The organism is Kitasatospora sp. NPDC088346, assembly GCF_044740765.1.
Classification (GTDB): Bacteria; Actinomycetota; Actinomycetes; order Streptomycetales; family Streptomycetaceae; genus Kitasatospora.
Genome location: NZ_JBIURH010000008.1, coordinates 134127 through 155072 on the forward strand (window position 1 = coordinate 134127; position 20946 = coordinate 155072).

24 protein-coding genes and 1 pseudogene are annotated in these 20946 nt (G+C 73.6%); 13 read left to right on the forward strand and 12 right to left on the reverse strand.

All coding sequences use genetic code 11. The features are described from left to right. Positions 1-518 precede the first annotated feature (518 nt). The 4 genes from ACIOFR_RS13955 (at position 519) to ACIOFR_RS13970 (ending at position 2970) form a co-directional block, all read left to right on the forward strand. The gene (locus ACIOFR_RS13955) at positions 519-1979 is read left to right on the forward strand and encodes an ASCH domain-containing protein (protein ID WP_073924529.1); all 1461 of its coding nucleotides are present in this window, start codon (positions 519-521) and stop codon (positions 1977-1979) included. Then, complete coding sequence (locus ACIOFR_RS13960; RefSeq protein ID WP_073924528.1) at positions 1976-2401, forward strand: hypothetical protein; 426 nt, start codon at positions 1976-1978, stop codon at positions 2399-2401. Before ACIOFR_RS13955 ends, ACIOFR_RS13960 begins: the two co-directional genes overlap by 4 nt. 87 nt (positions 2402-2488) lie before the next feature. Next, complete coding sequence (locus tag ACIOFR_RS13965; protein WP_073924527.1) at positions 2489-2812, forward strand: hypothetical protein; 324 nt, start codon at positions 2489-2491, stop codon at positions 2810-2812. Further along, entirely contained in the window at positions 2809-2970 is a 162-nt protein-coding gene (locus tag ACIOFR_RS13970; protein WP_199881511.1) for a hypothetical protein, read from the forward strand. The genes ACIOFR_RS13965 and ACIOFR_RS13970 overlap by 4 nt, the downstream gene beginning before the upstream one ends. Before the next feature lie 55 nt (positions 2971-3025). On the opposite strand, the gene ACIOFR_RS13975 is transcribed toward ACIOFR_RS13970, so the two are convergent. The 4 genes and pseudogenes from ACIOFR_RS13975 to ACIOFR_RS13990 all read right to left on the reverse strand — a co-directional run bounded on the left by ACIOFR_RS13975 (position 3026) and on the right by ACIOFR_RS13990 (position 5313). Next, the gene (locus ACIOFR_RS13975; RefSeq protein WP_400996149.1) at positions 3026-3772 is read right to left on the reverse strand and encodes a TetR family transcriptional regulator; all 747 of its coding nucleotides are present in this window, start codon (positions 3770-3772) and stop codon (positions 3026-3028) included. A gap of 281 nt (positions 3773-4053) precedes the next feature. After that, a pseudogene (locus tag ACIOFR_RS13980) lies at positions 4054-4233 on the reverse strand (TetR/AcrR family transcriptional regulator); the annotation flags it as partial. Between the two features lie 131 nt (positions 4234-4364). Next, entirely contained in the window at positions 4365-4898 is a 534-nt protein-coding gene (locus ACIOFR_RS13985) for a thiol-disulfide oxidoreductase DCC family protein (protein WP_400996152.1), read from the reverse strand. Positions 4899-4908: 10 nt separating this feature from the next. After that, a complete protein-coding gene (locus ACIOFR_RS13990; RefSeq protein WP_400996155.1) occupies positions 4909-5313 on the reverse strand; it encodes a hypothetical protein in 405 nt (134 codons plus the stop codon). 98 nt (positions 5314-5411) lie between these two features. Between ACIOFR_RS13990 and ACIOFR_RS13995 the strand changes: the two genes are divergently transcribed. Beyond that, positions 5412-5945, forward strand: a complete 534-nt coding sequence (locus ACIOFR_RS13995) for a GNAT family N-acetyltransferase (RefSeq protein WP_400996157.1) — start codon at positions 5412-5414, stop codon at positions 5943-5945. On the opposite strand, the gene ACIOFR_RS14000 is transcribed toward ACIOFR_RS13995, so the two are convergent. Further along, the gene (locus ACIOFR_RS14000) at positions 5926-6405 is read right to left on the reverse strand and encodes a macro domain-containing protein (RefSeq protein ID WP_400996159.1); all 480 of its coding nucleotides are present in this window, start codon (positions 6403-6405) and stop codon (positions 5926-5928) included. The genes ACIOFR_RS13995 and ACIOFR_RS14000 overlap by 20 nt on opposite strands. Positions 6406-6500: 95 nt before the next feature. After that, positions 6501-7694, reverse strand: a complete 1194-nt coding sequence (locus tag ACIOFR_RS14005) for an MFS transporter (protein WP_400996161.1) — start codon at positions 7692-7694, stop codon at positions 6501-6503. Between the two features lie 114 nt (positions 7695-7808). Between ACIOFR_RS14005 and ACIOFR_RS14010 the strand changes: the two genes are divergently transcribed. Then, the gene (locus ACIOFR_RS14010) at positions 7809-8774 is read left to right on the forward strand and encodes a LysR family transcriptional regulator (RefSeq protein ID WP_400996163.1); all 966 of its coding nucleotides are present in this window, start codon (positions 7809-7811) and stop codon (positions 8772-8774) included. A gap of 169 nt (positions 8775-8943) precedes the next feature. On the opposite strand, the gene ACIOFR_RS14015 is transcribed toward ACIOFR_RS14010, so the two are convergent. Together ACIOFR_RS14015 and ACIOFR_RS14020 are read right to left on the reverse strand one after the other, a co-directional pair. Next, entirely contained in the window at positions 8944-9543 is a 600-nt protein-coding gene (locus ACIOFR_RS14015; protein ID WP_400996165.1) for a YceI family protein, read from the reverse strand. 215 nt (positions 9544-9758) lie between these two features. Next, positions 9759-10310: a DinB family protein gene (locus tag ACIOFR_RS14020; RefSeq protein WP_400996167.1), complete on the reverse strand. Its 552-nt coding sequence runs from the start codon at positions 10308-10310 to the stop codon at positions 9759-9761. A 173-nt stretch (positions 10311-10483) separates the two neighbouring features. On the opposite strand from ACIOFR_RS14020, the gene ACIOFR_RS14025 reads away from it, so the two are divergent. Further along, positions 10484-13633, forward strand: a complete 3150-nt coding sequence (locus ACIOFR_RS14025; RefSeq protein ID WP_400996168.1) for a DEAD/DEAH box helicase — start codon at positions 10484-10486, stop codon at positions 13631-13633. Next, positions 13630-13884 (forward strand): hypothetical protein, encoded by a 255-nt coding sequence (locus ACIOFR_RS14030; protein ID WP_400996169.1) that lies wholly within the window; start codon positions 13630-13632, stop codon positions 13882-13884. Before ACIOFR_RS14025 ends, ACIOFR_RS14030 begins: the two co-directional genes overlap by 4 nt. A 7-nt stretch (positions 13885-13891) precedes the next feature. On the opposite strand, the gene ACIOFR_RS14035 is transcribed toward ACIOFR_RS14030, so the two are convergent. Continuing rightward, complete coding sequence (locus tag ACIOFR_RS14035; protein ID WP_400996171.1) at positions 13892-14719, reverse strand: alpha/beta fold hydrolase; 828 nt, start codon at positions 14717-14719, stop codon at positions 13892-13894. A 111-nt stretch (positions 14720-14830) separates the two neighbouring features. Continuing rightward, complete coding sequence (locus ACIOFR_RS14040) at positions 14831-15220, reverse strand: cupin domain-containing protein (protein ID WP_400996174.1); 390 nt, start codon at positions 15218-15220, stop codon at positions 14831-14833. 51 nt (positions 15221-15271) lie between these two features. On the opposite strand from ACIOFR_RS14040, the gene ACIOFR_RS14045 reads away from it, so the two are divergent. Together ACIOFR_RS14045 and ACIOFR_RS14050 are read left to right on the forward strand one after the other, a co-directional pair. Next, positions 15272-16255, forward strand: a complete 984-nt coding sequence (locus tag ACIOFR_RS14045) for a helix-turn-helix domain-containing protein (protein ID WP_400996177.1) — start codon at positions 15272-15274, stop codon at positions 16253-16255. 37 nt (positions 16256-16292) lie between these two features. Continuing rightward, positions 16293-16823 (forward strand): GNAT family N-acetyltransferase, encoded by a 531-nt coding sequence (locus ACIOFR_RS14050; RefSeq protein WP_400996180.1) that lies wholly within the window; start codon positions 16293-16295, stop codon positions 16821-16823. Positions 16824-16936: 113 nt separating this feature from the next. Here the strand turns inward: ACIOFR_RS14050 and ACIOFR_RS14055 are convergent, their stop codons facing one another. After that, on the reverse strand, positions 16937-17281 hold the full coding sequence (locus tag ACIOFR_RS14055; RefSeq protein ID WP_400996182.1) for a DoxX family protein: 345 nt from the start codon (positions 17279-17281) through the stop codon (positions 16937-16939). A gap of 179 nt (positions 17282-17460) precedes the next feature. On the opposite strand from ACIOFR_RS14055, the gene ACIOFR_RS14060 reads away from it, so the two are divergent. The 3 genes from ACIOFR_RS14060 to ACIOFR_RS14070 all read left to right on the forward strand — a co-directional run bounded on the left by ACIOFR_RS14060 (position 17461) and on the right by ACIOFR_RS14070 (position 19044). Further along, positions 17461-17850: a helix-turn-helix domain-containing protein gene (locus ACIOFR_RS14060; RefSeq protein ID WP_400996185.1), complete on the forward strand. Its 390-nt coding sequence runs from the start codon at positions 17461-17463 to the stop codon at positions 17848-17850. Between the two features lie 68 nt (positions 17851-17918). Next, positions 17919-18476, forward strand: coding sequence for a hypothetical protein (locus ACIOFR_RS14065; RefSeq protein ID WP_400996187.1), 558 nt, complete (start codon positions 17919-17921; stop codon positions 18474-18476). 238 nt (positions 18477-18714) lie between these two features. Further along, complete coding sequence (locus ACIOFR_RS14070) at positions 18715-19044, forward strand: DUF2516 family protein (RefSeq protein WP_400996414.1); 330 nt, start codon at positions 18715-18717, stop codon at positions 19042-19044. A gap of 153 nt (positions 19045-19197) precedes the next feature. Here the strand turns inward: ACIOFR_RS14070 and ACIOFR_RS14075 are convergent, their stop codons facing one another. Beyond that, the gene (locus ACIOFR_RS14075; protein ID WP_400996189.1) at positions 19198-20904 is read right to left on the reverse strand and encodes a SpoIIE family protein phosphatase; all 1707 of its coding nucleotides are present in this window, start codon (positions 20902-20904) and stop codon (positions 19198-19200) included. Positions 20905-20946: the final 42 nt, after the last annotated feature.

Consider the following 20946-nt stretch of genomic DNA (forward strand, 5'->3'; position numbering starts at 1 on the left):
GCTGGTCGCCCCTGGACGACTACGACCCGTCCACGGCCCTCGCCGTGGTCCCGCACACCGTGATCGGGTGCACCTGCCCCGGATGCCGTCGGGGCCTCACCACGCCGGAACTCCGGACCGCCGGGTGAGCGCCGCAGCGCTCCGCGAGCCTCCGGGCGACGACGACCAGGGCGACCAGGAGACCGAGGCAAGTTGGGCGTTCCTGGCTCGCGCCAGCCGTCGGGAACCCCCGGTCGAGCCGGACCCCGAGGACCGCCCGGTCTGCCGTAAGCCGTCGGCCGGCTCGTTTGGCCGACCCCCCAGGCAGGGAGGCCAGAACCGACCCCGGCGGCACCGCAACACGGGGGACTAGTGGCCGCACACGCCATACGTCCCTCGGGGCTGGGCCTGTTCTTCGCCGGGGTCAGAGAGGCCCGTTCGGTCCGCACCACCGCGCGGCAGACTCCGCAACTGCCGCAACCTGCAAGGCACAGCACAGCACTACCTCATCCGAGCATCAACCAGAGGGAGGGCGCACGATGAGTGTGACTGTTGAACTTCAGTCCCCGAACACCGTGCTGGCGAACGCAGTTGAGGACGTGTTGGACGTGCTCCGGCCGCGCATCATGGCCGAGGGAACGGACCGCATCCGCTTCACGGTCGGAACGCAGATCAACGGAGCGCCGCACATCGGCACGCACATGGTGCAGAGCCTGTCGTTCCTGGTGGCCGAGGCCGCCCGCGACGCCTACGGCATTGATGCCGACGTGGAGTTCTACGCCCTGGACAACGCCCCGGCGGTGACGACCAAGGACCCGGCCAGCGGACACACGTACCAGCGCACGTACTACGACGAGTTGGGACCGGCCTCCGTCGGTGAGTTGGTGCGAACCCACTACACGCCGTTGTTTGACTCCCTGTCCCTCCGGACCGGCGTGGACTACCACCTGACGACCTACACGGCGCAGCAGGCTGGCCCCACGTTCCGCGCGGAGTTCCTGCGGACGCTGGAAGAACTGGACAGCATCCGCTACTGGCTGGACCCGCACTCCGGGTCGGCACACATCCGTATCCCGTGCCCGGTGTGTGGCTGGGCGGAGAAGTACGCCGAGCGAACCCGGTTGCTCGAACTCGATGGCTCGGGCGCTCTGTTCGAGTCGGTGTGTTTCGAACACGGCCGTTACGAGGCCGACATCACGCCCTTGGGCGGTGGCTACCTGGACCTGGCGACGCTGTACCGAAACGTCGTCAAGGAACGGTCCTACCGCCTGGACGGGACCTTGCACGTCATGGTGAAGGGCGGGGACTGGGCGTTCGGCTGCCAGCTCGTTGACGGCGCACACGCCGCCATCGGCGCCATGGCTACCGCGCCGGTCCGCATCTTCACCCCGCAGATTCTCGGCCCCGACGGCGCGAAGCTCTCCAAGAGCCTGCTCCGTGAGCTGGCCGAGTCCGGGCGTCCGGCATCCGGGGAGGGCTTCCGATGGATGCTCAATCCCGCGCTCTGGCCCGGAACTCCAGAGGACTACGTAGACGCGCTCTCGGACCTGGGAGAGCTGCTGCTCTCCGACCCGAGGCACTTCTACCGGCCCTACACCACCACCGAATTGGAACGACTCATGACCAGTCGCCAGCCTGCCAAGAACCAGTCTCAGGCGCATGGCCGACCGCGCAACATCCAGATCTACAAGCAGTATTTCGACATGATCGCCGACGGCAGCAAGACGGTTGAGGTCCGGGTGGCCTACGACTCCATGCGGCGCATCAAGGTCGGCGACCTCCTGAACTTCACCTGCCGCGATGAGTCGGCCCTGACCCGGGTGACCCGCATCGGTAAGTACGCCACGTTCAAGGAGATGTTCGGGACGGAGAAGGTCGAGGCTGTGAACCCGAAGGCGACCGAGGCCGAGCAGCTTGAAGCGATCTACGCCATCTTCCCGCCCCACAAGGAAGCGTTGGGCGTCCTGACGTTCGAGTTGGAGAGGGTGACGGACCGGTGAGCCCGGCCGGGACCAGGCGCCGCGTCCTGGTGGTCTGCAAGGGCAACATCTGCCGTTCCCCGATCGCCGCGCTGATCATCGCCGAGCGGTCCGGCGGAACACTGGACGTTCGGTCGGCCGGCACCCGCGACTGGCACGTGGGCAAACCCGCCCACCCCCTGATGATCGAGGCTGCCGCCGCATTCGGCTACGACCTGACGGGGCATCGGGGGGCGCTGCTGGACACCGAGCTGATCAACTGGGCGGACGACCTGGTGGCCGTCGACGGCGAGACGGCGAAGGCCGTCGAGACGCTGGCCCCCGGACGAACGGTCCGGATGCTGGGAACGGGAATCGCTGACCCGTGGGGCGGCACCCCCGAGGACTTCGCGCGGGCCGTCCACGACATCCAAGAGGCCACCCGGTTGTTCTACGCGGCCTGACACCACCACCCCACCCCCACACCCCCGGCTACTCCCGGAGCCCGCGCGGCCCGGGGGTAGCCGGGCACCACCCGGAAGGACCCGCACGTGGGCGAGAGCGAGCAGCAGCAACCGGACGAACTGGCGCAGTTTGCAACAGCGGCGTACCTGGGGATGAAGGCGGCGTTCATCATCGCCATGGAAACGTTCTGCAACGAGACAGGGGCCGACCTGGACGCGCTGCTGAGCGCGCTTGAGCGTGACCCTCAAATCGGACCGTTGCGGAGCGTGGAGGGGTTCGACCCCTGGGACTTCCGGGCGTTCCTCGCGGTGCTCAAGGCCGAGAACTCCGAGTCGCTGGGATTCTTCCGCGCCATGGAGCGATTCCCCCGGCAAGCACTCGCGTCCGGCCCTGCTGGAGCATCGGCGTGACCTTCCCCTTGGACGACGGTCAGGCCGACTACCGAGAGGCCGCAGAGAGGGCACAGCAGGGCCTCACAGACCCCCGCCGAACCCTGGTCGCCTACGCCGTGTCCGTGGCGGGCGTGCTGGCCGTCCTGGTCGCGCTGGTGGCTTCCGCTGGGCGCTGACCCCACCGACCGCCCCGTCCGTGCGCATCCCCCGGCGCACGGGCGGGGCTATCTGCTACTTGATCGCCGCCTTGCCGATGGTGGGCAGGATGAAATCCTGGATCAGTCCCTTGGCGTCGCGGACGATCGGGCGGAACACCCGGTAGCGGGACAGGTTGATAATCCGTGCGGCCATCGGGGTGGAGCGCCGAACGAATTCCCGCGTACGCTCGGTGTCCTCGGTCCGATCGAATACCCAATACAGGACCACGACCATGAGATGCAGCCACAAAACATCAGGCAGCAGCTCCACCAATTCGGCGTCCAGCTTGGGTGCCAGCTCCGAGCCGGCGAGCACGTCGCGGAACAGCTCCACGGCCGTGGCCCGCGCCGGATGAGACTCGTTGGAGAACGGACTTAGAGAGCTAGTCGGGTCCGCTGCCGTGCGGAAAAACTGGGCGGCAAACTCATGGTAGGGCGCGGCTGTGTCGATCCACGACGTAATGGCAATTTCCATGCGCTCCGCGAAATCGCTGGTTTCCGCCATTCGATTTCTTGCGTCCGCGGCATGGTCGTACGTCATCCGGTCATAGAATCCCTGAATTAGGAACTCTTTTCCGGCGAAATAGTAATAAGCATTCCCGACCGAGATTCCCGCCTCGGTGGCAATAGCGCGCATGGTGGTCTTCTCGTAGCCGCGCTCCTGGAACAGGCGCATGGCCGTTTCGAGGATCAGCGCGCGGGTCTGCTCGCTCTTATCGGTCTTGGGTAGCGCCCGCCCGCCGGGCAGCTCGGGGGCGCCAGTCTCGTTCGGCTTGTCCACGCTGGCCGACCCTACCGGGCCGGGGTCTGCGAAACCCCGCCCCGCGTAGTCCCCGGGCGGTAGCCTGCCCCCATGATCAAGATGGATGCGGAAGCCGCTGTTGCCCTACTGGCTGGCCAGGGAATCCCGTGCAAGGCGGGGCCGCGCGACCCGGCAGCAGCGGATGGGGTGTGGTGGATCTTCGGGGGGCCGAACCCGGCGGCGCCGCAGGACTGGACGGACCTCGGGCGCCGACTGCTGGCGGCCACGCAGGTGGAACCCGTACTAGACCTGACCTGCAATTCTTTCGAGGCGAAGTAGTAGTAGGCGTTGCCGACCGACACGCCGGCTTCCTGGGCGATCGCGCGCATCGTCGTCTTGTCGTAGCCGCGTTCCTGGAACAGCCGCATGGCGGTCTCCAGGATCAGGGCCCTGGTCTGCTCGCTCTTGTCGGTCTTGGGCAGGGCCCGGCCGCCGCGCACCTCGCCGGCCGGTACGGGCGTGCTGCCCGTACCGGCGGCGAGGTCCCCGGCGGTCCGCCCGGCGGTGCCGGGTCCGCCGCTCCCGCCCTGCTCACCCTGAGTCGATGCCACGTCGTCCACGGTCCCTGAGCCTAGCCCGGCAGGGCGCAGGTCCCCGAGTCGCAATCGACGCCCGACCCGCCGGGCCGGTCCGTACCGGGTGACCCCTGTGCACCCGGTACGGACCGGCCGGCGCCGGTGGCCGCGCGGTACTGGCTGGCGGCGTAGGCCGCGGCCCTGGCCAGCGGGAGGCCGGCCGGGGTGCTGAGGCGCTGGGCGAGTGCCCGGTGCCCGGCGAGCGCCCAGAGGCAGGCGACGAAGGCGGGTGCCCCGCGCCAGATCTCCCCGGTGTCGCCGACCACGGTGATCTCGCCGAGCGCGGCGTCGTGGTCGAGCCCGGGGTAGCGCGCCCGGGCCTCCTCGGTGGCGACCCGGACGAACTCCAGCGGCACCAGCTGGCGCTGGGTGCGCAGCCACCGGGTCAGGTGCCGGCAGAGCCCGCAGTTCGGGTCGTGCAGGACGGTCAGCCGTCGTACCGGCGGCAGTGCCGTGACCGGGTACGTCGCCGCCGGGTGGGCCGGCATCGGGCCGCCGGCGGCCGGACCGTTCGTGGCCGGGCTGGTCATGGCCGGCCGCTCAGGCCTGGCCGGGCTGCAGCCAGGCCTGCGGCGGGACCGGCGGCCGCTGCTGCTTGTCGAGGCTGCCGCGGCGGCGGATCCGGTTGAGCACGTAGACGTTGCCGAGGTGCATCACCCCGAGCAGCAGCAGGACGGTGCCGAGCTTGTAGGAGAGGGCGTTGAAGACGTCCTTGAGGTCGGTCACCACCTCGTTGTTGCGCATCCAGAGCGCGACGAAGCCGAGGTTGATCAGGTAGAAGCCGACCACCAGCAGCTGGTTGACGGCGTCGGCGAGGCGGTCGTCCCCGGAGAACACGTCGGCCAGGAAGATCCGGCCGTTCCGGCTGAGGGTGCGGGCCACCCAGACCGTGACGCCGGTGGCGATCGGGAGGTAGGCGGCGTAGCTGACAACTGCGTAGTCCATCGGGACCACTCCGTTTCGAACGTGTTCAAAACCTTCTGGGCATGACTGTAGGGGTTCTTTTGAACATGTTCAAGTGGCCCGTGTGGGAGGGTGGGGCGATGGAATCGGAGATCGTCATCAGGGTGGGCGGCGAGGCCGACGCGGACGCCGTCGCGGCCCTGCACGCGGAGAGCTGGCGGACGGCCTACGCGGGTCTGGTCCCGGACGAGGTGCTCGGCGAGGGGATGCCGGCGGAGCGGCGTGAGCTCTGGCGGATCCGGCTCGGCGCCGACTACGGGGAGCCGGCCAACACCCCGACCCTGCTGATCGCCGAGGACGGTGGCGGCGACCTGCTCGGCTTCGCCTACCTGGTGCCGGAGGAGGACGGCCGGGCCCTGATCGACAACCTGCACGTCCGGCCCGGCCGCACCGGTGGCGGCATCGGCCGCCGGCTGCTGCGGGCCGCCCTGGACAGCACCCCGGCGCCGGTCCGGCTGGAGGTGCTGCGCGCCAACGTCCGGGCCCTCGCCTTCTACGAGCGCGAGGGCGGCGTGCGGACGGCGGAGGGAACGGCCGTCCTCCCGGGCGGCCACACGCTGCCCGAGTACGAGTACGGCTGGCCCGCCGCCCGCGTCAGTGGTCGTACACCGTGACCGGCACGCCCCGCTCGGTCAGCCGGGCCCGGACCAGCGGCTCCACCCGCTCCCAGCGCCCGCCGGCCAGCCCGCAGCCGATCCGCGGCATGTGCACGGACGCGCCCAGGTCCACGGCCTGCGGGCCGAGACGGGCCAGGGCCGCGTCGATCGCCTCGTAGCGGACCGGCACCCCGGTGGAGCGCCCGGTCCTGATGCCGCGCTGGCCGATCATGTTCGCCACCCACAGGGCGGGGCCGACCTGGACCAGCTGCACCGCGCCCAGGCCGAAGTCGTTCCCGGCGCGGCCGCGGTGCCAGCGCCGGTACGCCGCCTCCGGCTCCGGCCAGCGCCGGGACAGCGCGAGCACGAAACCCTTGCCCCAGCCGCCGAGGTCGTTGCACACGTGCGCGATCACCTTGGGGCCCTTCGCCTGCGGCGCGGTGGCGTCGCCGCGCAGGTACGTGATCACCGGGTCCATGGGGGGACGCTAACGGACGCCACCGACAGGCCGCCGAGGGTTTTCGGCCGGTGTGGGCCTCCCCGGGGGTGGCCGGATGCCCGGGCGACCGCGGGTCAGGCGGGGCGGTGCAGCCGGCGGCGTCCGGCCGTGGCGGTCAGCAGGGCCAGTGCGGCGCCGGTGACCGGCACCCAGTAACCGGTGCCGGGGGCGGTCCGCTCGGCGACCGCGCCGCCGAGGGCCGCGCCGAGGGAGATCCCGACCAGGATCCCGGACACGGCGACCGCCATGCCCTCGTTGATCCGGCGTCGCGGCAGCAGCTCCTGAACCAGCGTCATGCCGCTCACCATGGTCGGTGCCGTCCCGCAGCCGGCCGCCAGCAGGGCCACCGCGAGCACGGCGAGACCGGCCCCGGTCAGGGCGGCGGCGGCCGGCAGGAGCAGCAGGCCGGCCATCGCGGCCACCCCGGCCAGCAGCCGGGCCGCCGCCGGACGCCGCGGCCGGACCAGCCCGAACGCCAGCCCGCAGGCGCAGGACCCGGCAGCGACCAGCGCCAGCAGCACCCCCGCCAGCGGCTTGCGACCGAGCGCGTCGGTGTACGCGACGGTGGTGACCTCCAGCGAGCCGAAGACCACGCCGGTCGCCAGGAAGGTCAGGACGAGCACCCGGAGCCCGGCCGAGCGCAGCGGGGTCCGGCCGCCGGCTGGGGCCGGCCGGACCGGCGGCTCGGTGGAACGCTGGGCGGCGAACAGCAGGACGCCGCCGGTGCCCAGGGCCCCCGCGGTCAGCAGGCCGGCCTCGGGGGCGATCCCGGTGCTCAGCAGCATCGCCAGGACCGGGCCCGTCATGAAGCACAGCTCGTCCAGGGCCTGTTCGAGGGAGTTGGCGCGGTGCCGGGCGGTCTCGTCGTCCCGGTACAGGTGGGCCCAGCGGGCGCGGGCCATACCGCCGACGTTGGGCGCCGTCGCGGCGGCCGCCCAGCAGACGAAGAGCGTCCAGTCCGGTGCGCCGGTACGGGCGCAGAGCACCAGTCCGAGCAGCGGCGCGACGCCGGCCAGCGCGGCCGGGACCGCGACCCGGGCCTGGCCGTGCCGGTCGACCAGCCGGCCGAGCAGCGGCATGCCCACGGCGGAGGCGATCACCCCGGTGGCGGAGACGGCGCCGGCCAGCGCGTACGAGCCGCGGCGGTCGGCGATCAGCACCAGGGTGGCGACGCCGGTCATCCCGCCCGCGAGCCGGGCGAGCAGCCCGGCCAGGGTGAAGGCGAGGCTGCCGGGGGCGGACAGGACACGGCGGTACGGCGCGAACACGGGGCTGGGCTCCTGATCGGTGCGGGGCGGGATCCCAGCCTGGCGGGGGCGTCCGCGGGCGGTCCAACACCTGTTCGGACCGATTGACGCACCTCTGTTGTTAATCTCTGCGGCATGCCCCGTGACCTGCACCCCCGCCTGCTGCGCGGCTTCGTGGCGACCGCCGAGACGCTGCACTTCGGCCGGGCCGCCGAGCGGCTGCACCTCGCCCAGCAAGCGCTCAGCCGGGATATCCGGAGTCTCGAACGGGCCCTCGGGGACTCGCTGTTCCACCGCTCCACCCGCAGCGTCGAGCTGACCGCGGCCGGCCGGGCGCTGCTGCCCAAGGCCCGGCGGCTGCTGGCCCTGCACGACGAGATCCTGACGGCCGCCGACAACCGGCCGCTGCTGGTCGACGTCAACAGCGAGCCGGGCGGCTCCGATCCGGCCGAGGGGCGGGTGCTCGAAGCGGCCCGCCGGGCGCTGCCCGAGCAGGAGCTGCTGGCCCGGTTCCACGGCGGTCTGGCGGCCGCGGCGCGGGAACTGGTCGAGCACCGGCTCGACGTCTCCTTCGGCCGCTTCGCGGGGCTGCCGGCCGCGCTGCGTGCCCAACTCTCCCACGTCCCGGTGCGGTTGGAGCGGATGGCGGTGATCCTGCCGGAGGATCATCCGCTCGCCGGGCGGGCGGAGGTGCCGCTGCGCGCGCTGGCAGGACACCCGGTGGACATCTGCGCGGGAAATCCGGCGACCAGCGAGTGGACGGACCTCGGCCGCCGGCTCCTGGACGCGCACGGGCTGCGGGCCGCACCCGGGCGGGCGCCCGCGGTCGGTCTGGGGGAGTTCGGCCGCTACCTGGCCCGGCACCGCGAACCGGTGCTCTCCACCACCGGCGGCCCGCAGATCCCGGGCGGGGTCACCCGTCCGCTGGTCGATCCGGTGCCGCTCAGCCTGCTGGGCCTGGTGCACCGGCCGGACCTGCGGCACCCGGGGCTGGCCGCGCTGTGCGCCGCGGCCGTCGAAATCGGTTCGGGGGAAGGCTGGTTGCGCCGCCCGCCGGGCAGCTGGCTGCCGGCCGAGGACGCCGCCCTGCTGCCGGGCTGAACATGTGGGCCTGCGGGCCTACGGACCCTCGGGCCTGGGCGTCGGCGGTGGGGCCGGGGAGACGGGCGTCGGCGCTGGGTGGGTGCGCGTTCCGTCCGGGTACGGCGGCGCCCCCGCCGACAGGGGGGCGGCGGGGGCGGTGCCGGGACACCGGGCCGAGGTGGCCGGATCAGGCCGCCTTCACGGCGGAGATGTCCAGGGTCAGCTTGACCTTCTCGCCGATCAGCACGCCGCCGGTCTCCAGGGCCGCGTTGTAGGTCAGGCCCCAGGAGGTGCGGTCCACGGTGGTGCCGCCCTCGAAGCCGACCCGCTCGGCGCCGTAGACGTCGGTCGCGGAGCCGGTGAAGTCGAGGTCGAGCACGACCGGGCGGGTGGTGTCCTTGATGGTCAGGTCACCGTGCATGCGGTACGTGTCGGCGTCGACCACCTCGGCGCCCGTGGAACGGAAGGTGATCTCCGGGTAGGTCTCGGCGGCGAAGAAGTCGCCGGTGCGCAGGTGCTCGTCGCGCTGGGCCTGGTTGGTGTTGACCGAGGCGACCTTGATCACCAGCTCGGCGGTCGAGTTGGCCGGGTCGGCGCCGTCGAGGTGCAGCTTGCCCTCGTACTCGGTGAACTCGCCGCGGACGTTGGTGACCATCGCGTGGCGGACGGCGAAGCCGATCCGGCTGTGCGTGGTGTCGATGGTGTAGTCGCCGGTCAGGTGGGCGAGGTCCGGGCCGGCCGGGGCCTCGGCGACGGCGGTGTCGTTGCGGCGGTTGAAGATGCCCATGGTTGCTCCTCGGGTCGGAAGCCTTTTTGTTTAGGCTTCAACTTGATGGCTCCACCATAGACCCGATTCGTTCAATGTTCAACCACTCGTGCGGGGAAGTTCCGGACCGCTTCCCCGCGCGCGCCGTCCGGCGGCCCCCGCCCCGCCCGACCGGAGGGTCCGGTCGGACGGACTGTCCGGTCGGTCCGGTCGGTCCGGGTGGGCGGGCGGTCCGGTCAGGCGGCGGGGGCCTCGGCCGCGGCGACCTCGTCGACCAGCTCGAAGGCGGTCTTCCCGTCGATCGACTCGCGGATGATGTCCGCGTGGCCGGCGTGCCGGGCGCCCTCCTGGATCAGGTGCAGCAGCACCCAGCGGGCCGACCGGCGGCTGTTCGGCGGGAACCACGGCGCCACCGGCAGCGGGAAGTCCACCTCCAGGTCGGGCAGCGACCGGACGGCCTTCTCGGTCTCCGCCGCGACCTGCTCGTACGTCTCCAGCCAGGCCGCCAGCGTGTCGCCCTCGGTCAGCCGGTACTCGTCCGCCCAGTCGTTCCCGTCGCGGCCGTTGTCGGCTCCCCGCCCCATCAGGTTGTCGGCGATCCAGAACCGCTCGCAGCGCGCCGCGTGCTTGATCAGCACGGTCAGCGAGAGGGCGCTGACGGACGGGGTGCCCGCCGCCTGCTCCTCGGTCAGGCCGTGCACCGCGCGGCGCAGCCCGCCGCGCTGGGCGGCCAGGAAGGAGAGCAGGGCCTCGCGCTCGTCGGTCTCGGCGTTCACCAGGGTGGGCATGTTCGATCGCCTCTCGTCGGCTCCGGGATGACCGGTCGGCAGGCGGCCCGGTCGGCCGCCCCACGCTTCCGGTGGTACCGACGCTATCGACGAATGCGGACAGGTCCGGTCCTCGATAGCGCGGCGACCGACGCCCTAAGGTGAAACGGACCGCCCCCGACGGAAGGCCCCGGATGTACGCCCTGCACGCGATCTGGCGCTCAGACGGCCGCCTCGCGCTGTGGGCCGAGGACGCGCACGCCTTCCGCACCGCACGGGCCGAGCCCGGCAGCCGCGCCCACCCCTACGCCTGTCCCGCCGCCACGGTGGCCCGGCTGCTCGGCGGCATCGGTCCGGGCCTCGGCTGGCTCGCCGAGCAGGGCGCCGAACGTTGGACCGGCCTGCGCCTGCCCACCCTCGGCGGCCGCCCCGCACCCTCCCCGGACCTGCCCGTCGGCGCCACCACCGGCGGCGTCGAACTGGCCTCCTGGCGCGTCCCCGGCCTGCTCTTCGACCCCGCCGAGGCCGCCCAGCTGCTCGGCGGCCTGTACGACCCGCACTGGGCCGGCGCCACCGCCGAACTCCCCGGCACCGGCCCGGTCGAGGTCGCCTACGGCGCCTCGCTGCGCTGGCTGACCGCCGTCCACGACCTCGCCTGGCGCCTGCTCGGCCGGGGTCGGGTGCTCCCCGTGCTCCGGGAGGAGGACGGCGCCGCGTACGCCCGCTGGCAGGCCGCCCCGGACGACGCCGGCCGTGAGGAGGCCGCCGCTCTCGCGGCCGGTTGCCCGCCGATCTGCCGCGCCGAGGACCTCCCCGGCGGCGAACCCGGCGGCCGCGGCCTGCTGGACGCCCTGCTCGACGCCCTGGTCGACCAGGAGGCCAGGGCCGCCCTCGCGGACACCGGCCGGCCCGCGGGCGACGGGCCCGCGGAACGCTGGCTGGCCGCCCTCGCCACCGCCGACGGGCGTCTGGTCACCGCCGACGGGCGCCTCGCCCCCGCCCCCGCCGGACTGCGCGAACGGCTCGCCGCCTGGTACGGCGAGCGTCCCGAGCACCGGCCGCTGCGGCTGTGCCTGCGCCTGTCCGAACCGCTCGGCCCGGCCGACGACGACCCCGACGGCCTGCCCGTGGTCGACGACTGGCGCCTCGACTTCCTGCTCCAGCCCGTCGACCGCCCGTCCCTGCTGGTCACCGCCGCCGACCTGTGGGCCGACGGCCCGGCCGCCGCCGCACTCACCGCGGCGCTCACCGTCGCGGTCGCCGCGCCGGACGGGCCCACCGCCTCCGACGCCGGTGCCCCCGTCGCGCCCGACCCCGCGGAGCTGTACCGCGCCGAACTCGAACGCGCCGCCCTGCACCGCCCCGAACTGCGCCCCGCCCTGCGCTCCTCCCGGCCCACCGGGCTCGGCCTCGACCGCGCCGGGGCCCTCGACTTCCTGCGCGAGGCCGCCCCGGTGCTCGCCGACGCCGGTTTCGGCGTGCTGCTCCCCGCCTGGTGGCGGCGCCGTCCGCGGCTCGGCCTCCTGCTGACCGCCCGCACCCCGACACCGGGAGCCGTCCAGCACCGCGGCAGGATCGACCGGGACGACGTCCTGGACTTCCGGTGGCAGCTCGCCGTCGGCGAACTCGCCCTCACCCAGCAGGAACTCACCGAACTCGCGGCCGCCCAGCAGGGCCTGGTCCGCCTGCGCGGCCAGTGGGTGGAGGTCGACGCCGGCCAGATCGCCGCCGCCCTGGACTTCCTCACCCGCCACGGCGCGGGCGTCCTCGACACCGCCGAACTGCTGCGCCTCGCCCTCGCCGACACCACCCCGGTGCCCGGACTGCCGGTGACCGCCGTGCACGCCGACGGCCCGATCGGCGACCTGCTGGCCGGGCGGGCCGTCGTCGACGCCCCCGCGCCGGAGCCGCCCGACGGGTTCACGGCCGTCCTGCGCCCGTACCAGGAACGCGGACTCGCCTGGCTGGACGCCCTCGGCCGACTCGGCCTCGGCGCCGTGCTCGCCGACGACATGGGGCTCGGCAAGACCGTGCAGACCCTCGCCCTGCTCGCCGTCGAGAAGGCCCGCGGTGCGACCGGTCCGACCCTGCTGGTCTGCCCGATGTCGCTGGTCGGCAACTGGCAGCGGGAGACCGCCCGGTTCGCCCCCGCGCTGCGGGTGCACGTCCACCACGGAGCGGACCGCGAACGGCCCGACACCACCGCCGACCTGGTCATCACCACCTACGGACTGGTCCAGCGCGACCTGGCCGCCCTGCGCACCACCCACTGGCGGCGGATCGTCGCCGACGAGGCCCAGCACATCAAGAACAGCGGTGCCGGCCAGTCCCGGGCGATCCGCTCGCTGCGCTCCGGGCCGCGGATCGCGCTGACCGGCACCCCGGTGGAGAACCGGCTGGCCGAGCTGCACGCCGTCCTGGACTTCGCCAACCCGGGCCTGTTCGGCAGCACCGAGTCGTTCAAGGAGCGGTTCGCCATCCCGGTCGAGCAGTCCGGGAACCTCGACGCCGCCGCCCGGCTCCAGCGCCTCACCGGCCCCTTCGTGCTCCGCCGGCACAAGAGCGACCCGGTGGTGGCCGTGGACCTGCCCGCCAAGCAGGAGTTCACCGTGCGGTGCAGCCTCACCGCCGAACAGGCCGGCCTCTACCAGGCGGTGGTGGCCGACCTGCTGGCCCGCCTCGCGGGCGTCCGCGGCGTCGAGCGCAAGGGCGCGGTCCTGGCCGCGATCGGCCGGCTGAAGCAGGTCTGCAACCACCCCGCCCAGCTGCTGCGCGACGGCTCGGCGCTGCCCGGCCGCTCGGGCAAGCTGGAGCGGCTGGAGGCGCTGCTCACCGAGGCCCTCGCCGAGGGGGACCGGGCGCTGGTCTTCACCCAGTACGCCGAGTTCGGCACCCGCCTCCAGCCGTACCTGGCGGGCCGGCTCGGCCGGGAGGTGCTGTACCTGCACGGGGGCGTCCCCAAGCGGCGGCGCGACGAGCTGGTCGCCCGCTTCCAATCGCCCGGCGGGCCGCCGGTGTTCCTGCTCTCGCTCAAGGCGGGCGGGACCGGCCTCAACCTCACCGCCGCCAACCAGGTGATCCACCTGGACCGCTGGTGGAACCCCGCCGTCGAGGACCAGGCCACCGACCGGGCCTTCCGGATCGGCCAGCACCGCGACGTCCAGGTCCGCCGGCTGGTCTGCGTGGGCACGGTCGAGGAGCGCATCGCCGAACTCGTCGAGACCAAGCGGACCCTGGCCCGCACGGTGGTCGGCGAGGGCGAGCAGTGGCTGACCGAACTCCCCGCCGAGCAGCTGCGCGACCTGCTGACCCTGTCGGCCGACGCGATCGGAGAACGACCATGAGCGCAACCCCGCCCGGGGAACGGCCGCTGGCCGACTGCCTGGACGACTTCTGGCGGAGCGGGTTCACTCTGCGGGCGCCGGACGACGGGACCGGGGTGCGGCCGGGCGCGTCCCGGGGCGGCGCGTCCCCGGGTGGCCCGGCGCTGGACGGCCCGGTGCTGGACGGCCTCGGTCCGTCCGGCATCACCCTGCGCGGTCGGGACCTCGCCGACCTGCTGGCGCCCGCCTACCGCCGCTTCACCGGCGACTGACGAACCGTCACGACGGTTCGGTGAGGAAACCCGCGACGATCGACCGGAACTCCTCCGGCTCCTCCACCCACGGGCGGTGGCCCGCCTCCGCCATCACCACCAGCCGGGCCCGCGGATGGCACGCCGCGACCAGCCGGGCCGGCGTCGTGCCGATCAGCCCGTCCCGGCCGCCCGCCACGGCCAGCACCGGCACCCCGACCGGACGCGCGGCGCCGGTGCTCGCGTAGAACGCCCCGCGCAGCCAGGGCGGTGCGGGCGCGAGGGCGGGCGCGAACGCGGCCCGCCTGGTCCGCTCGGTCCACCGGCCCCAGAAGAACGGGGTGATCCGCCTGGTCAGCTCGGCCGGATCGCCGACACCGAGCCGGAGTTCGGCCTCGGCGGCCGCCGCGTCCGGGTACCAGGGCTCGTCCGCCCGGGCCGCCCGCAGGGCCGCGAGCTCCACCTCGTCCGGCTCCCGCGCGGCGCGCCCGACCGGGGTGACCAGGACCAGCCGCCCGACCCGGTCCGGGTGCTCCGCGGCGTACCGCTGCGCGGTCAGCGAGCCCGCCGAGTGCCCCAGCAGGTCCAGTGCGTCGAGCCCGAGGTGCCTCCGCAGCGCCTCCACGTCCCGGGCCTGATCGGCGAACGAACAGCCGGTGCGGTCGGTGGGCGTTCCGGACCGCCCGGTGGCGCGGGGGTGGAGCAGGACCAGGGTGTGGTGCGCGTCCAGCCCGCCGAGGTCCCCGAGGTACCCGGCGTCCAGGCCGGGCCCGCCGGGCAGGGCGACCACGGCGGGACCGCCGCCCAGGGTGTCGTACCAGAGCCGGGTGCCGTCGTGGGAGCTGAAGAACGCCATGGCTCAGCAGTATTCGCCGGGCCGCTCGGTGCGATCAACCGGAAGGTTGTCCCCAGCCTGTGGACGGAGCGGCCCTGCGCGGCGGGCGCGCGGACGGCGGGCGCGCGGGGCTCAGCCCAGGGGGTGGCCGGTGGTCGCGTCGACGTGGCCGGGGACGGGGTCGTGGCGGTCCCCGACCGTCGGGGTGCCGGTCGGCTCGAACATCAGGATCGAGGCGCCGCCGTCCGACGACGGCCGGTGCTCCACCCCCCGCGGGACCACGAAGACCGACCCCGTCGGCAGCACCACCTCCCGCTCGCCCGCCGCCTCCCGCAGGGCGATCCGCAGTTCGCCGTCCAGGACGAGGAAGAACTCGTCGGTGTCGGCGTGGACGTGCCAGACGTGCTCGCCCGCCACCTTCGCGATCCGGACGTCGTAGTCGTTCACCCGGGCGGCGATGCGCGGGCTCCACAGCGCGTCGAAGGAGGCGAGTGCGGTGCGCAGGTCGATCGGTTCGCTCATGCCGCCATCCTGCTGGTGCCCGCCGGTGGTGGCGAGTGCTAGGAATCGCACATGACGCACGAATCCTCGCACCGGGTGGCGGTCGTCGTCGACGAGGGCTCGAACCCCTTCGAGCTGGGCGTCGCCACCGAGCTGTTCGGCCTGCGCCGACCCGAACTCGACCGGCCCTGGTACGGGTTCACCCTCTGCGCGGCCCGGCCCGACGTGGTGATGCACGGCGGGTTCTTCACCCTGTCGGCAGTGGCGGACCTCTCCGCCGTCGACGCCGCCGACACCGTGATCGTCCCCAACCGGCCGGACCCGCAGGTGCCGCCGTCCGGGGCCGTGGTCGAGGCGGTCCGTCGAGCGGCCGACCGGGGTGCCCGGCTGGTGAGTTTCTGCACCGGCACGTTCACCCTGGCCGCCGCCGGCGTGCTGGACGGCCGCCGCGCCACCACCCACTGGCGCTGGGCTCCGCTGTTCGCCGAGATGCACCCGCAGGTCCGTCTGGAGCCCGATGTGCTCTTCGTCGACGACGGCGACGTCCTCACCGCCGCGGGCAGCGCGGCCGCCCTCGACCTCGGACTCCACCTGATCCGGCGCGACCACGGCGCCGAGGTGGCGAACACGGTGAGCCGCCGGCTGGTGTTCGCCGCCCACCGGGACGGCGGGCAGCGGCAGTTCGTCGAACACCCCGTCCCGCCGGTGCCGGACGCCTCGCTCGGCCCCCTGCTCGACTGGGCCCGGCAACGGATCGACCGGCCCCTCACCGTCGCCGACCTCGCGGACCGGGCCGCCGTCAGCGCGGCCACCCTGCACCGCCGGTTCCGCAGCGAGCTCGGCACCACACCGCTGGCCTGGCTGACCGCCGAACGGGTCGCCCTCGCCTGCCGGATGATCGAGCAGGGCGAACTGCGGCTGGAACGGGTGGCTCGGCTCAGCGGCCTGGGCAGCACCGCCAACCTGCGCGCCCAGCTGCGCCGCCGCACCGGCCTCGGCCCCAGCGACTACCGGCGCCGCTTCGGCCCGCCCGCCGGCGAGGCCACCACGCGCTGATTACCGCCGGAGCCGCGCGTTCGACCAGGATGGCCGTATGACCGAAATCCACACGCCCCGCCTGCTCCTCCGCCGCTGGAACGACTACGACCTCGCCCCCATGGCGGAGATCAACGCGGACCCTGAGGTCATGCGCTGGGTCGGCGACGGCTCGGTGGACGACCTCGACCGGACGGCCGAGGCCATCGAACGCTGGGAGGAGGAGTGGGACGAGGAGGGCTTCGGCCTGTTCGCCGTCGAGCTGCTGGGCTCCGGTGAGCTGATCGGCTTCGCGGGCCTGACCGTCCCCGAGTACCTGCCGGAGATCATGCCCGCCGTGGCGATCGGCTGGTGCCTCGGCCGGCAGTTCTGGGGCCAGGGGTACGCCTCCGAGGCCGCCCATGCCGCCCTGGAGTTCGCCCTGGAGGACCGCGGCCTCGACCGGGTCGTCAGCATCACCCGGGCGGGCGACACCGCCTCCGAGAACGTCTGCCGCAAGCTCGGCATGGAGCTGGAGCGCGAGACCACCCACCCCGAGTACGGCCTCGCGCTCCGCGTCCACGCCATCGACCTCACCCAGTACGTCTGACCCAGTACGTCTGACGCAGCACGTCCGACGCAGGACGCCCGACGCGGCGCGTCTCCGGGGGCGGAGTTCGGAGCGGGGCCCGGGCGGCCGGGTCAGGCGTCCCGCGTCCCGCGTCAGGCGGCGCCGAGCGCCAGCGCCCCCACCACCGGAGCCGCGTACAGCAGCGGGAACGGAATGTGGGCGTACCGGCGGGCCCGGGCCACGGTCACGACGGCGCCGGCGAAGTACAGCACCAGCCCGATCCCCGCCGCGACCCCGACGGCCGGCACGAACAGGCCCACCAGCAGGCCCACCGCCCCCGAGGCCTTCGCCGTGCCGAGCCCCGGCAGCCACGACCCGGGCACGCCGTACTCGGCCATCGGCTGGACGACCCACGGCGCCCGCGCGAAGACGGACCCGGCCGAGAACCCCGCCATGGCAGCGGCCAGGACGGTGACGACAACATGGGTGACGGACATCGGCAGCACTCCTGTCGGACGTTCGCCGGGGCACCCCGCCCCGGCCGCGGTCTGGACGTTCCCGCACCCCTTTGACGCGCGCCGGCGCACCGATGTGACAGGCGGCCGGTGCGGCCCGCCCGATTGCTGTTGCTAGCACCTTGCTTGCAATTGCAAGCGCTCGGGTGCAGACTGCGGACATGGCCTCACTCAACGTCGGCTCGCTCGGCGAGTACATCCGGGAGCAGCGGCGCAACGCGCAGTACTCGCTGCGCCAGCTCGCCGATGCCGCCGGGGTGTCCAACCCGTACCTCAGCCAGATCGAGCGCGGGCTGCGCAAGCCGAGCGCGGAGATCCTGCAGCAGATCGCGAAGGCGCTGCGGATCTCGGCCGAGACGCTGTACGTGCAGGCCGGGATCCTGGAGGAGCGGCACGGGGACGCCCCCGGGCTGCGGGTCGCGATCCTGGCGGACCCGCTGATCAACGAGCGGCAGAAGCAGGCGCTGCTGGCGGTCTACGAGGCCTTCCTCAAGGAGAACCGCGAGACTGCCGAGCCGGCCGCGGACACCGCCGCCGAGACCGGCGGCTGACCGCACCCCCTCGCCACAGACCTTTCACCGGCCCCGCCGGGCCGTCCACGCACACAGGAGGACCGGACATGCCCATCACCGACGAGATCAAGAAGACCCTCACCGACCCGACCCCGCTCTACGCGCTGGCCGGCGCCGGTGACCTCGCCTACGAGAAGCTGCGCGAAGTGCCCGGCCGGGTCGAGGAGCTGACCGCCGACCGCAAGGCCACGCAGGAGAAGGCCGCCGCGCGGCTCCAGGAGGCGCAGGCCGCGCTGGCGGGCGCCCAGGCGAAGGTGACCGAGACGGTCAACACCCTGCCGACCGACCTCAAGGGTCTCCAGGAGAAGGCGCAGACCTTCGCACTCCAGCAGGTCGGCCGGGCCGCCGAGCTCGCGGTCAAGGCCATGGAGGCGTACGAGGAGCTGGCCGTCCGCGGCAAGTCGGTCGTGGAGAAGGGCCGCTCCGGCGGGGGCGAGGAGAACGGCCGTCCGGCCGAGGTGACCGAGGTCGTGGTGGACGTCGCGGCCGGTGCCACGGCCGAGGAGACCGTCGACGGCGAGCTGGTGGACGAGACGGCCGCCGAGCTGAACACCACCCCGTCGAAGAAGCCGGGCCGCGCCCGGAAGGCCGGCACCGACAAGTAACCGCGACCGGGTCGTGGTGGCCAGGTCGTGGTGGCCCGACCGTCGTGGCCCGGCCGTCGGGACCGGACGGGTGCGAGCGGGCGGGTGCCGCCGGACCGGGTGGGCACATCCGGCCGTCCCGGTCCGTTGACATCGATGAGCCGGGCCGTCGTGCCACGATGGAGAGGGCCGCCGGTGTCGGCCGTACCCGGGCGAGGCCCGAGCCGATCTGGCAGTGAGGAGACCCGCAGTGCAGCAGATTCTGCTCTTCGACGTCCTGAACCCGTTCTGGTGGCTTGCCGTCGTGATCATCGGCTTCAAGCTGTACGCGCTGGTCGACGCCGCGATCAGGCGTGAGGACGCCTACCGGGCCGCGGACAAGAAGACCAAGCCGTTCTGGCTGGTCGTGCTCGGTCTGTCGCTCGGTCTCGACCTGCTGCTCGGCGCCAACGTGATCACCGGCTTCATCACCCTGATCGGCCTGGTGGCCTCGATCGTCTACATGGTCGACGTCCGCCCCGCGATCAAGGAGCTGACCGACGGCCGGGGTGGCGGCCGGCGGAACACCGGCCCGTACGGCCCCTGGTAACCGGCGCGGGGAGCGGCGCACCGGACGACGCGGGTGGTCGGACGCGGGCTGCGGGACGTGGGACGTGGGACGTGGGACGTGAGGAGGGTGGCAGCCGACGGGCTGCCGCCCTCCTTGTCGTTGCGGGTCGTTGCGCTTGCGGCGGCGGTGCGTTCAGCCCATGATCACCGGGATCGGGTTGCGCTCCAGCAGCAGCACCGCGACGTCGTCGGTGAGGGCCCCGCCGTTGAGCTCCTCGACCTCGGCGATGGCGCTGTCGACCAGGCGGCCCCGGCTCAGACCGGCCGCCTGGTGGTCGGCGATCAGATCGATCAGGCCGTCCTGGCCGAGCCTGCGCGAGCCGGCGCCGACCCGCCCCTCGACCAGCCCGTCGGTGTAGAGCAGCAGTCGCCACCCGGCGTGCAGCTCCAGCTCCTGAGCGGGCCACACCGACTCGCCGTCGGTGCAGGGCAGGAGGCCGAGCGCCGGGCCGGCCTGGTCCGCCGGGAGGAGCGCGGGACGCTGCCCCGGGCCGAGCAGCAGCGGCGCCGGGTGCCCGGCCAGGAACAGCCGGGCGCGATCGCCGGGCTCGGGCCGCTCGGGCCGGTCCGGATCGGTCTCGGTGTGCGCCGGGGGAGACAGCACCAGCATGCAGAGGGTCGCGAAGATCTCGTCGCTGCGCCGCTCGTGTTCGAGGACGTGCTGCAGGGTGGTGAGCAGGGCCTGCCCGGTGAGGCCGGCGAAGACCAGCGTCCGCCACGCTATCCGCAGGGCGACGCCCAGGGCGGCTTCGTCCGGACCGTGCCCGCAGACGTCGCCGATCACCACGTGCACGGTGCCGTCGTCCGTCCGGACCGCGTCGTAGAAGTCCCCACCGAGCAGGGCGCGGCGGCGGCCGGGCCGGTAGCGGCGGGTGAAGGCCAGCCCGGCCCCGTCGAGCAGCGGGGTGGGGAGCAGGTGGCGCTGGAGGCGGGCGTTCTCCTGGCCGCGGAGTTCGGCCTCCACCAGGCGGCGCTGCGATTCGTCGGCCCGCTTGCGTTCGACGGCGTAGCGCAGGGCACGGGCCAGCAGCGGACCGTCCGTCTCGTGCTTGATCAGGAAGTCCTGGGCGCCCGCGGCCACCGCGGCGGCGCCCAGTTCGGCGCCGGCCGCGTCGGTCAGCACCACCACGGCGGTGTGCGGGGCGCGGCGCAGCAGTTCGCGCAGCCCGTCCAAGCCGTCGGAGCCGTCCGCGGAGCCGTTCGCGGAGCCGTTCGCGGAGTCGCCTGCTGGACCGGGCGCGGAGCCGGCCTCGGAGCCGTCGGCCCGCTCGACGGTCGTCGGGTGACCGGGGGTGCCGCGGTGACCGGGGCCGGGGCAGCCCGGTGCGGCCAGGTCGAGCAGGACGCAGGTGAACCCGCCGAGGGGCAGTCGCTCGCCCTGGCGCTGGGCGCCGCGTCGGGCTGCCGTGGGCGTCGAGGAGAGCATGGCCGCGGCCTGCTCGACCCCGCGGGCCCAGTGCAGTTGGACGTTGGCCCCGCTCTCGGCCACCAGCGTCCTGATCAGTTCGATGTCGGAGGGGCCGTCCTCGATCACCAGCAGGTGGGCCGGTGCCTCGGCGTTAGCCTCCGCGCGACGGTTCGCCGCGGGGGAGGGGGTGGGGACGCCGGGCGGACGGGAGGAGTCCGCGCGGGCCCGGGGGTGCGGTATCGGCGTGCCGGTGCCAGGCTCGGGGACGTGGTCGCGGTACGCGTGCACGGCTGTCGTCCGCTTCCCGGAGCGGTCGAGCGCGGGTGCGGTGGTGGCTGCGGAGCCCGGCCGGTGTGCGGTGGTGGCGGCATCCTCGGCAGTACCGGCGGCGCCGCCGGCGGCGGACGCCCGCCCGTCTCCCGTTGCGGGCATTGGTCGGTCCTCCCTTTCCCCGACTGGCCAACGGCTGAGGTC

Coding starts and splice junctions, on each gene's coding strand:
- ACIOFR_RS13955 (WP_073924529.1), top strand. CDS start 519: ATGAGTGTGACTGTTGAACTTCAGTCCCCGAACACCGTGCTGGCGAAC.
- ACIOFR_RS13985 (WP_400996152.1), bottom strand. CDS start 4,898: ATGACCAGCCCGGCCACGAACGGTCCGGCCGCCGGCGGCCCGATGCCG.
- ACIOFR_RS13990 (WP_400996155.1), bottom strand. CDS start 5,313: ATGGACTACGCAGTTGTCAGCTACGCCGCCTACCTCCCGATCGCCACC.
- ACIOFR_RS13995 (WP_400996157.1), top strand. CDS start 5,412: ATGGAATCGGAGATCGTCATCAGGGTGGGCGGCGAGGCCGACGCGGAC.
- ACIOFR_RS14000 (WP_400996159.1), bottom strand. CDS start 6,405: ATGGACCCGGTGATCACGTACCTGCGCGGCGACGCCACCGCGCCGCAG.
- ACIOFR_RS14010 (WP_400996163.1), top strand. CDS start 7,809: ATGCCCCGTGACCTGCACCCCCGCCTGCTGCGCGGCTTCGTGGCGACC.
- ACIOFR_RS14015 (WP_400996165.1), bottom strand. CDS start 9,543: ATGGGCATCTTCAACCGCCGCAACGACACCGCCGTCGCCGAGGCCCCG.
- ACIOFR_RS14020 (WP_400996167.1), bottom strand. CDS start 10,310: ATGCCCACCCTGGTGAACGCCGAGACCGACGAGCGCGAGGCCCTGCTC.
- ACIOFR_RS14025 (WP_400996168.1), top strand. CDS start 10,484: ATGTACGCCCTGCACGCGATCTGGCGCTCAGACGGCCGCCTCGCGCTG.
- ACIOFR_RS14030 (WP_400996169.1), top strand. CDS start 13,630: ATGAGCGCAACCCCGCCCGGGGAACGGCCGCTGGCCGACTGCCTGGAC.
- ACIOFR_RS14035 (WP_400996171.1), bottom strand. CDS start 14,719: ATGGCGTTCTTCAGCTCCCACGACGGCACCCGGCTCTGGTACGACACC.
- ACIOFR_RS14040 (WP_400996174.1), bottom strand. CDS start 15,220: ATGAGCGAACCGATCGACCTGCGCACCGCACTCGCCTCCTTCGACGCG.
- ACIOFR_RS14045 (WP_400996177.1), top strand. CDS start 15,272: ATGACGCACGAATCCTCGCACCGGGTGGCGGTCGTCGTCGACGAGGGC.
- ACIOFR_RS14050 (WP_400996180.1), top strand. CDS start 16,293: ATGACCGAAATCCACACGCCCCGCCTGCTCCTCCGCCGCTGGAACGAC.
- ACIOFR_RS14055 (WP_400996182.1), bottom strand. CDS start 17,281: ATGTCCGTCACCCATGTTGTCGTCACCGTCCTGGCCGCTGCCATGGCG.
- ACIOFR_RS14060 (WP_400996185.1), top strand. CDS start 17,461: ATGGCCTCACTCAACGTCGGCTCGCTCGGCGAGTACATCCGGGAGCAG.
- ACIOFR_RS14065 (WP_400996187.1), top strand. CDS start 17,919: ATGCCCATCACCGACGAGATCAAGAAGACCCTCACCGACCCGACCCCG.
- ACIOFR_RS14075 (WP_400996189.1), bottom strand. CDS start 20,904: ATGCCCGCAACGGGAGACGGGCGGGCGTCCGCCGCCGGCGGCGCCGCC.